Origin of the sequence: Natronococcus sp. A-GB7 (assembly GCF_029688865.1) — an archaeon.
In the GTDB taxonomy this organism is placed as follows: domain Archaea; phylum Halobacteriota; class Halobacteria; order Halobacteriales; family Natrialbaceae; genus Natronococcus.
The window spans coordinates 1-6,829 of the sequence record NZ_JARUKV010000058.1 but is presented as its reverse complement, the minus strand read 5'-3'; the positions used below and the strand labels follow the sequence as shown (position 1 = coordinate 6,829).

Annotated in this window: 3 protein-coding genes and 1 pseudogene; 1 reads left to right on the top strand and 3 read right to left on the bottom strand. The window is 52.3% G+C overall.

The window, feature by feature from the left end; all coding sequences use genetic code 11:
• Positions 1 to 526, bottom strand: a 526-nt coding sequence (locus tag QA609_RS24300) for a putative phosphothreonine lyase domain-containg protein (RefSeq protein WP_278305201.1), incomplete at its 3' end; no start/stop codon positions are given.
• Positions 527 to 1,754: 1,228 nt separating this feature from the next.
• Between QA609_RS24300 and QA609_RS24295 the strand changes: the two genes are divergently transcribed.
• Positions 1,755 to 1,982 carry a hypothetical protein gene (locus tag QA609_RS24295; protein ID WP_278305200.1) on the top strand — a complete coding sequence of 76 codons (228 nt, stop codon included), beginning with the start codon at positions 1,755 to 1,757 and terminating at the stop codon, positions 1,980 to 1,982.
• 575 nt (positions 1,983 to 2,557) lie between these two features.
• Here QA609_RS24295 and QA609_RS24290 read toward each other — a convergent pair.
• Positions 2,558 to 2,794 (bottom strand): annotated as a pseudogene (locus tag QA609_RS24290) (helix-turn-helix transcriptional regulator); the annotation flags it as partial.
• A 1,124-nt stretch (positions 2,795 to 3,918) separates the two neighbouring features.
• Positions 3,919 to 5,649, bottom strand: coding sequence for a hypothetical protein (locus QA609_RS24285; protein WP_278305199.1), 1,731 nt, complete (start codon positions 5,647 to 5,649; stop codon positions 3,919 to 3,921).
• Between the last annotated feature and the right edge of the window lie 1,180 nt (positions 5,650 to 6,829).

Here is a 6,829-nt window from a genome sequence, read left to right as displayed (position 1 = left end):
CGGGAGCAGACAAACCGAACTCTTCAGCAGTGTCTGCGACGATTCCTTTCTTTGTATAGACATCTGGCTTGTAGTACAGTTCGTGATCGACACCACGTGCATCACGGAGATGCTCCCGAACACGGTCAACGTCGTGCTTTTCGAAGTAGTTGGGCGTGTACACCGTTAGAATGTAGTCATCATACATCGGGAGGTTGTCGTACCCAAATGCAGTCATCGCCTTTACCGCCCAAATAGTTCCATCCTCGGCGTCACGTAGGAGCTCGGGCCAAAGCTCCTCGACTCGGTCTGCCGATCCCGTAACCTGCCACTTGCCGTGTGGCTTTTTTTGCTCAACGGCTTTTCTGTCAATCTCTCGCACAGCATCCGTCTCAGCTGGTGGAAGATCATCGCTGGTAACCTTGGTTGGCGGCGTGACATCGTGCTCTGAGAAGTATTCCTCTCCGCCAATTTTCGGTGAATCACTCACATCTCGACTCCGGAGCCAGTATATCTCTTCTTCAGTGATTTCGAGTGGCGATCTCATGTGAAGTCCGCTAACGAATCCGATTTGCTGGCATAACAACACTTCCCAGACAGGGTGAAAGTGAAAATGAAATTGACAGCAAGATCGATCTCAACTCCAGGATCAAGGTCAAACACAGGGCTGAGCAATCTACGGACCAATACAATCACTTGCTGAGTCGTACACGTCGATCGACTGTAGCGCCAGCTTCGAGTATACGGTCTCGCGTTCGACGGGGACAGTGAGACGCTCGTTCCTAGAGAGCAGTTTGGCGTCGCCGTTTGGATCCTTGAACTCCAAGACGCCAGCTACTCCTATCGGGAATCACTGCTCGCGGCATTCAAGCTGGTCGCCCGTCTCTCGAGGCGTGAACAATCACGAGCAGCATGACGAACTCGATAACTCCGCAGACGATGTATCTCTGCGAACTCCACTCGAGCTTGGATAGTACTTCGGACAGTTAACCAACAAGGCCCCGACTATCCTTCTGGCTGTTGGTTAACTGCACATCCTCGAAGGAGGGAATCCCAACCAACTGTCGGCAGATCAAGAGCCCTGAGTCGGTTAGTCTTCGTCGTGGTCGCAGTATGCCTCTACGTCGACCGCTTCAATACTCGTGGGTGGGCAGTAAGACGAGCACACACGAAGAGATCGAACAGTTCGTGCAGTACGACACTCATCAGAGACCGAATCGACCGTCTGGCGGACAAACGCTAGCTGACAAGGAACTCAACGAGACAGTGCCCATCACCCCATATCGTTCGTTGACAGACCAGTTCCCCGAACCTCGAGTTTCAGTTTCACTGTGGTTGGCTCTCCTATATACAAATCCGGGTACGATACTGGCAATAGAGGGAGCGGACACACCACCACCACCCTGTTGCAAGTCACACGCGCTCCCTCCTTTCCACACACCGCCTCTACCAACCCATGTCCACGCCGAATCTACCATCTCTCGGTACATGCCCGTTCTGCCAAGCCGAGATCACGACGGCCAACGTGATTGTTGAATACGAAACAGAGACAGGACCAGCAATCTACGCCGAGTGCCCCGAATGCCGGGACGTCGTAAACCCGGAGTGACTCCCTCTCTATGCTATTTGAACGTGTAGACCGGTTACTGTCCTGGACACAACAGCCAGAAGTCGTGTACGAATGTCGCCACTGCGGAACCTCCGTGAGTAAGGACACTGAAGCCTGTCCTACCTGCGGATCAGACGCAATCGCCATATACCGGATATCCTGATCCATGCCAAAGGACTACGACCGGCTCTTGGAGGTTATCGCGGAGAACCCAGGTGCCACTCTCGAGGAAATCACAGACCTCGCACGTGACCGCGGTATCATCAGCACCAGTATCCCAGACCTCGTCTCGACGGCGGTCAGCAATAACGATCTTCTCAAGGCAGACGGCCGGTACTGGGTGATGCGGACAGGCAAGTACCGGTGGGACCGGTATGACCACCCCGAAACCTGACTCTCCGATTCTTCCAGGTCTGCAGTCCACCCGCTGTCCTCTTCAGAAGGATGTGCTAGTATCGAGTCCGACTGTCAACTGGTGCTGTGTCTGGATCCCTATATGGAACCGCTGGAGGATCTCGGATTGGTGTTTCGGACACGCCATCGGGAGGATGACCCCATCCTGGACTTGGACCAATGGATGCGACGAATTGTATGGGGCGAGACGGCAACTGGGACACGACACTCCACCAGCCGGTCGATGATGCAGGAGATCAGCCGTATCCTTGGTCGTCAATCCACAGACCGAAGAGAACTGCTCGAGGTGCTCATCGCAGCTGAGGACAGGGATCGTAAGCTGATCCAGGAGGAGAAACGACACCTCTTGCTGCCCGCCAGATTGGACGGCAGACTGGCACGCATCACATCCGATAGCCGACAGCGACTGCTGGTCATCAGGTGATGCCATCGTGTATCCACGGGACGCCACACAGGTAAGTCATGGGGTACTACCTTTTTACGGATCGTCGCCAGGTTATCGATCGGTCACCGGTGGTTCTCCGGCAGTCGACCAGCTGGAACAGCACTTAATGGTTATTCAGAGATGAGGTCGTCCACGTACTGGTCTTCCCAGTCGCGGCGGGCCTCGATATCCCGCGTTCCGCGCTGCGTGATTGAGTAGATGTTGGTGCGGCGGTTGGCCTTTCCTTTCTCGACTAGTCCTTTGTAGACGACCGTGTCAAGATTCGGGTAGAGCCGGCCATGATGGATTTCCTTCTCATAGTAGCCCTCAAGCTCGTCTTTGATCGCCAGGCCGTGTGGCTCCTCGAGGAGTCCGAAGCAAGATACTCGAGAGTCTCGACAACGTTGCTACTCAGGTAGCAATTTACTGATCGAATTAGCGAAAGCCCTTAACCAACAAAGGGTAACGACTCCCCCCTCGTGTGTTGGTTAAGAGGAAGCAGCGCTATTCCTCGAGCTCGCCGCCGACAGGGACGCTAGTGAGCCACCACTCTGCTCGAGTGAGGACGCCAGCTTGATCGACCATACGTTCACGGCGTTCATGATAACGCTCGAGGTCTCGCTGTTCGTCAACGTACTCGACTAACTCAGTGACCTCGTCAATACGACTGTTCGTAGCCGCGAGTTGCCGCTGTAAGCAATCGGGTTCGTTTTGGAGTTCGTACACCCGATCTGTGAGGCGTTCATACTCGGCGATGAAAGTTCTCACTCATAGTGCTCCCCTGCGCCGACGGTACGGCCGTGGATAGATTCGACCTCAGCACAATCTTCTCCGAGTGCCTCACTGCTTCCAATTTGGATGCAGTCGAGACTGACGAACTCTAGGAGAGAACGAAGGGAGCAGCGACAACTGATGGAGGGGCTGCCCAACAGACAACCCTCGAAACGACGCGAACCAGATACACCAGATCAGAAGCCATTAGAGAATGCGCACTACGTGTTGCTAATGGCGTTTGCTAAGGCTCTGGGAACGAAGCGCCATTTGTCGGCAAGGATGGTTAGCTGTACCTAGAGGTGCATCATCTGTACCGCCGCAGCGATGGCGGTCCTGATCATCCTGACACCGGTGTTGCTTTATGCCCGAATTGCCACCAACGGGTTCACCATGGGGAGGACGGAGAGAAATCCAATCAAGAGCTTATCTCGAGAATAGAGACCGCCACTAAGCACCCTCGTCTGGATTGATCCCACGTATACAAGTCGACTGTGAGATAATTAGAGGTATGACTATCCAGGACATGATTAACGGAATACGAATTATCGACAACCATGCCCATCCAGTTGAGCCCCTCGAGACAGAAACTGATCGTGGTTCTTTTCTAGTTTCTTCACTGAAGGAGCGCTGTCGGCAAACCATGCGAGATACCCGCTCAATTATCGAGTAGCACTCGAGTTAGATCAATAGAGATCACGAACAGGAGACTCGATGTTGATCAGTGCGTATTGAAGATTTCCTGATACTCCGCAATCTTCTCCTGTATTGCATCGATTTCAGCGTCAGACGGATTGTCTGGATCACTTGGAACAGGCAATGAACCAAGCTTCATCATCGCCGCCATCAACAGTAACCGTGCCTTCGTCGTTCCAAAGTTCTCTCCTTCAATAAAGAGATTTCCTTCGTTGACACCCATGAACCCGCCAGGCCGTCCTCGGCTGGTAGTAACAACAGGCATTCCTCGAAGAGCAGCCTTTTCTAGTGCAGTCTCGGTTTCCTCACGTAGGCCGCCGTATGGCGTGCTCCCTTCCATAATGAATCCAGCTAATGGCTCGGACTCGAGTTTTCTTTCGATATCTTCCATCAGCACTGGATCAGGCTCACCATCGTTCGGCAAACTTTCTGAGGAGTATGCCCCACCCTTCGTGATCGTGACGTCCGGGATCGACGGCTGAAGCTTATTATACGAATCAGTGATTTCTACCTTCACCTCTGTGAATTTGCCACTGGATGTCTTCTGGACACCAGTTACGTGCCGTGGAAGTGAGGTTACATTCACCTCAGAGGTCCACGTATGCTTCCGTTCAGGTACGAAGGTCAACCGTTCTTCGGAGATATCAGCCACAATCCCGCCGTGGCCTCCGATAGTCTCATACCCGCCCGGCCGGTCATCCACCTTCTCCACATCGCGTGCGGTGAAGGCTTGCTCTTCCTGAATCAGTACCGCTCCAACCTTGTCACGTCCTTCATCGTCCTTCCAGATACCAGAGTTGATGTACTCGACCGAATTAAGGACGTTCCGGTCACCACGGTTACCGAGGTCTCCGTGAGATTGCTGAGACCCGTTCCCACAGATCGGTTTCTTCGTGTCGATAAGCAGGTTGATCCAGTAAATTGTCTCCTCAACGGATGCACTGCTTTCGAGCCAGAAACCTCCCTCGTAATCGGTTGAATCCATCGCCGCCTGGACCTCATTGGTGGCGTCTGCAAGGATTTCACGCGTTGGGTCCTCACTGACCGGCGCGTAGGTAAAGAAGTCTTCTCCCCAGGTCTCTGGCGGGATGTCCCCGTCTCCTTCATCGGTCCGTTCCTCTTCAGGCAGCCCGTCCTCGTATCCACCTGGCGGTGCAGGTCGGTAGTAGTCGAAGTTCGCCTGCGAGGACAGCGAGTTGTTTGTACCACCGACGATTCCGAACCGATCGATCTGCTCAACTAGTCGGGACCCATCCGGGAAGAACGGGACACGGCTTTCTTCTGCTGTTGGATTCGTCGGATCGAGGCTGTCGGAGTCCCACGGTTCACCAGTTGCCTTCCGGGCCATGTACGGAAGCATGTACAGCCCGTCTTCCGGTTTGAGGGTAACCTCGTATGCTGGGACACCGTCAGAGACTTCAGAGTCGCTGAATTCTCCAGTCTCCGGATCGATGTATCCATCTGGATCAGCATAGAGCTCTGATTTCTGTTCTTCCAGTGGATGTGCACTGAAGGCCTCAATGTACACCGTAGCAGAAGTGGCGAGCCGTTGTGGACGAAGTGGACCGGATCCGATCGGGTTATCATCGTCGTCAGTCAGGAGATCCAATCCATACTTTTCCCGGGCCTTGTTACTTGTCGTCATCGCACTGGTGTTGAGGATCGTAGCTCGTGGCCCAGCGAAGACGGCAATTTTGGGCAGGTCCGATTCTATGTCTTCTTTTTCGTCCATCGATTGTGGTACGACTTCGTCCATCTGGCTTTGCGCTGCTGCACCCCCTGCTAGTAAACTTGCTGCACCGAGTGACTGCATAACCGGCCGCCGACCGATCGCGGTCGCAGAACTTGATTGATCCGAATTTGTACGCCTGTCACCATTGTCGTTTTCCGGCATGCAACCTGTACAGAGAAGGGGAATTATATACAGCTTGTGTACAGTTTGTTGGAAGAATGCTAGGCCAATATTGAGAACTAGTTCAGTTTCTGGCGTGAAGAACGTTATTAGAGGGCTTTTTTATTGACACAAGTGTTGATAATCGGATTCAGTTCTGTCGATAAGGACGGAGATAGAGATACAATCATTCGATTTCTGGTGTTACTGGCTCAGACTGTCTCACAAGACAGTTTGTTAGAAATGTGGGGTTTCACGGCTCACATATACTTTGGCTAAATATGACCATATTAGGTGTGCTTATTAGCTACATACATCTAAGAGCTTCGTAGATAGCTTAAAATTTAGTTGCGGACGCTGGGCTAGAGGTTATTGCTAGCGTATTTGACATAGGCACCGTCGTAATTCTCTGATCTGCTGGCAATATAGTGAAAATTAGAAGTGATTACTCACATTTGGTATAGAGAGCTGGTCAAGAGTTGTATCCGTTTTGAGCGGTAATGCCCAACAGAGGTCTCGCACTGCCATCTCAGATTCGAGATTGTGCTCGAGCAACCGTCGGCTGCCAACTGCCAAGCGTGCTCAGCGAGTTCCGGATCTACTTGCTCGGCTCTGTTGAAATCCTCTTCTTTAGAGACTTATTCACGTGAATCTACTGTACTCTACACGTGCGTACTGGGTATGATAGTTTCAGAAGACATATTATAGAGTCAGAATAACCTGAATGTGAAAATGATAAAGCGATGGCAATATCCATGGATCGTTTTAGCGCTACTTCTATTTAGTCTTGCTATTATTGGACACCTTTCTTACGAGATCGGTATTGTCAGCCTGTATCCGGTACTCGGTGGTATTGGATTGCTTGTCATTGCTGCACGTCCGAAGAAGTTCGGATATGTTATGACAGGTCTTGGAGCAGTATCTCTCGCTATCGCTGTGCTTCCTGCTGATTGGAGTCCTGTCACCAGAGGTGTTCTTATTATCGTTGGAGTAGGTGCCTTAATTGGAGGTATTCGGTCGCGCGGCACTGTCTAGTTGAGCCAGT

Bases quoted from the DNA above. Each gene is read 5' to 3' on its own strand.
- QA609_RS24295 (WP_278305200.1), top strand. From the start codon at position 1,755: ATGCCAAAGGACTACGACCGGCTCTTGGAGGTTATCGCGGAGAACCCA.
- QA609_RS24285 (WP_278305199.1), bottom strand. From the start codon at position 5,649: ATGGACGAAGTCGTACCACAATCGATGGACGAAAAAGAAGACATAGAA.